General features: G+C 67.6%; 2 protein-coding genes. Both read left to right on the forward strand.

The window, feature by feature from the left end; translation table 11 throughout:
• The first annotated feature begins 37 nt into the window (after nt 1–37).
• Nucleotides 38–1,225, forward strand: a complete 1,188-nt coding sequence (gene moeB / locus QRO93_RS18850) for a molybdopterin-synthase adenylyltransferase MoeB (protein WP_285304318.1) — start codon at nt 38–40, stop codon at nt 1,223–1,225.
• A gap of 209 nt (nt 1,226–1,434) precedes the next feature.
• Complete coding sequence (locus QRO93_RS18855) at nt 1,435–3,267, forward strand: monovalent cation:proton antiporter-2 (CPA2) family protein (RefSeq protein ID WP_180878208.1); 1,833 nt, start codon at nt 1,435–1,437, stop codon at nt 3,265–3,267.
• Nucleotides 3,268–3,353: the final 86 nt, after the last annotated feature.

The following is a 3,353-nucleotide window of genomic DNA, read 5'->3' on the forward strand; positions in this document are numbered from 1 at the left end:
CCCCCCCCCCCCCCCCCCACTACCCCCGCGTTTGCGGATATCGGTCAAGGCGGCCCGGCACCACCTGCGCGATAATGCGGCCATGAGCATCCAAGAGATTTCCCCCGCGCAGGCGCGCGAGCGCCTGGCCCATGGCGCGGTGCTGATCGATGTGCGCGAGGCGCACGAACGGGCCGGGGGCATGGCCGAGGGCGCGCGTGGCGTGGCCAAGGGCGCGCTGCAGGCCGACCCGGCCGCGCATCTGCCGCGGCACGACCAGGAAATCCTGCTGATCTGCCAGAGCGGCAAGCGCTCGGCCGATGCCGCGCTGTTCCTGAGGGAGGCCGGGTATGCCAACGTCGCTTCCGTGACAGGCGGTACCGTGGCCTGGCGCGAGCAGGTGCTGCCGCTGGTGCAGCCGCTGACCAGTGCGGCCGACCGCGACTTCTACGACCGCTATTCGCGCCACCTGCTGCTGCCGCAGGTGGGCGAGGCCGGCCAACGCCGCCTGCAGCAGTCGCGCGTGCTGGTGCTGGGCGCGGGTGGGCTGGGCGCACCGGCCGGCTTCTATCTGGCTGCGGCCGGGGTAGGGCATCTGCGCTTCGCCGACCACGACCGCGTGGAGCGCAGCAACCTGCACCGGCAGATCGTGCATACGGAGGCCAGTGTCGGCCAGCTCAAGGTTGATTCCGCGCGCGAGCGGCTGCTGGCGCTGAACCCGTCGATCGAAGTGGAGGCGGTACCCGAGCGCGTCACTTCCGAGAACGTGGACGCGCATCTGGACGGCGTGGACGTGGTGCTGGATGGCTCGGACAACTTCCCGCTGCGCTACCTGCTCAACGACGCCTGCATCAAGCACGCCAAGCCACTGGTGTATGCCGCCATCGAGCGCTTTGACGGCCAGGTAAGCGTGTTTGACGCCGGCCGCCAGCGCGGCGTGGCACCGTGCTACCGCTGCCTGTTCCCGGAGCCGCCGCCGCCGGAGTTTGCGCCGAACTGTTCCGAGGCAGGGGTGCTGGGCGTGCTGCCAGGGCTGGCCGGGGTTCTGCAGGCCACCGAGGTGCTGAAGCTGCTGCTGGGCATCGGTGAGCCGCTGGTCGGGCGCCTGCTGCGCTTCGATGCGCTGGGCATGCGCTTCCGCGAGACCGGCATCCGGCCGGACCCGCACTGCCCGGTGTGCGCGCCGGGGGTGCCGTTCCCGGGGTATATCGATTACGCCGCGTTTTGCCGGGGTGGCTCTCTGTAAAGTCGAGCCATGCTCGACTGCTCCGCGCGCTGAGGCCAAAAGCAGTCGAGCATGGCTCGACTCTACAAGACATGGTTTCAGGATGATCTGAGGAGTCACTCCCCACATCGTTCCACCTCCAAGACAATCCGACGCAACATGCGTGCTATTGCCGTCATCGGCATTGCTCTATTGTTGAACCCGATTCTGGATCTTGGGGAAAGCACCGCATGGCGGTAGAAGCAGCGACCAGCGAGCTGGTCAAGGTCGTGGCCCTGTTGGGCGCGGCGGTGGTGATGGTGCCTTTGTTCCGCCGGGCCGGCCTGGGCTCGGTGCTGGGCTACTTCGCCGCTGGCCTGGCGATCGGACCGTTCGGGCTGGGCTGGTTCTCTGACCCGCAGGCGATCCTGCATACCGCCGAGCTCGGCGTGGTGATGTTCCTGTTCGTGATCGGCCTGGAGATGCGGCCCTCGCACCTGTGGAGCCTGCGCAAGGAAATCTTCGGGCTGGGCACGCTGCAGATCGTCACCTGTGCGCTGGTGCTGACCAGCATCGCCAAGCTGTTCGGCTTCCCCTGGCAGGTGGCCTTCATCGGCGCCACCGGCTTCGTGCTCACCTCCACGGCGGTGGTGATGCAGCTGCTGGCCGAGCGCGGTGACATCGCGCTGCCGTCGGGGCAGAAGATCGTTTCGATCCTGTTGTTTGAAGACCTGCTGATCGTGCCGTTGCTGGCGCTGGTGGCGTGGATGGCGCCGAGTGCGGGCAGCGCCGATGGCGAGGGTTCGCGCTGGCTGTCGGTGGCGATCGGCGTGGGTGCCATCGTCGGCCTGGTGCTGGTCGGCCGCTTCCTGCTCAATCCGCTGTTCCGGGTGCTGGCCGAATCGAAGGCGCGCGAGGTGATGACCGCCGCCGCGCTGCTGGTGGTGCTGGGCGCGGCGCTGCTGATGCAGCTGTCCGGCCTGTCGATGGCGATGGGCGCGTTCCTGGCCGGCGTGCTGTTGAGCGAGTCGACCTTCCGCCACCAGATCGAAGCGGACATCGAACCGTTCCGCGGCATCCTGCTCGGCCTGTTCTTCCTCAGCGTGGGCATGGCGCTGGACCTGAGCGTGGTGGCCGCGCACTGGCAGTTGATCCTTGGCCTGGTGCTGGCGTTGATGGCGGCCAAGGCGCTGTGCATCTACGTGGTCGCGCGCATCATGGGCAGCGACCACGCGCAGGCGCTGGATCGCGGCGTGCTGATGGCGCAGGGTGGCGAGTTCGCCTTCGTGCTGTTCTCCGCCGCCGCATCGGCCGGCGTGATCGACCTGGAGATCAATGCCAACTTCACCGCCGTGGTGGTGCTGTCGATGGCGCTGACCCCGCTGGTGGTACTGGTCTACAAGCGTGTTGCGCCGAAGCCGACGGTGAACATGGACGGCGTGGACGAGGCCGATGGCCTGTCCGGCAGCGTGCTGCTGATCGGCTTCGGCCGCTTCGGTCAGGTTGCCAGCCAGTCGCTGCTGGCGCGCGACGTGGACGTGACCATCATCGACAACGATGTGGAGATGATCCAGAGCGCGGCGCGCTTCGGTTTCAAGATCTATTACGGCGATGGCACGCGTCTGGACGTGCTGCATGCTTCGGGCGCCGCCACTGCGCGCGCGATTGCGGTGTGCGTGGACAAGGCCGAGGCCGCCGACCGCATCGTTGAACTGGTGGCGCATGAGTTCCCGCAGGCCAAGCTGATGGTGCGCTCGTTCGACCGCGAACATTCGCTGCGGCTGATCCATGCCGGTGTCGACTTCCAGATCCGCGAGACGTTTGAGTCGGCGGTGCTGTTCGGCCAGGCCGCGCTGGTGGAACTGGGTGCGGATGAGGACGACGCGATCGAGATTGCCGAGCAGATCCGCCGCCGCGACGCCGAGCGTTTTGAGCTGGAGATTGCCGGAGGGGGTTTGAATGCCGGCGCGCGGATGATCTACGGCAACAGTCCGCAGGGCGTACCGACGCCGACCCCGTTCACCGCACCGAAGCGCGCGAGCAAGACGCTGAACCCGCAGGATGTGCCGGAAGAGGAAGAATAAAACCCGGTCGTGCCGGCCGCTGGCCGGCAACCTTGGCGCACCATCCGTCGGTAGTGCCGGCCGCTGGCCGGCAATTACGGAAACGT

It is taken from the genome of Stenotrophomonas maltophilia group sp. Smal17, from assembly GCF_030237045.1.
Taxonomy (GTDB): domain Bacteria; phylum Pseudomonadota; class Gammaproteobacteria; order Xanthomonadales; family Xanthomonadaceae; genus Stenotrophomonas; species Stenotrophomonas forensis.

Coding starts and splice junctions, on each gene's coding strand:
- QRO93_RS18855 (WP_180878208.1), top strand. CDS start 1,435: ATGGCGGTAGAAGCAGCGACCAGCGAGCTGGTCAAGGTCGTGGCCCTG.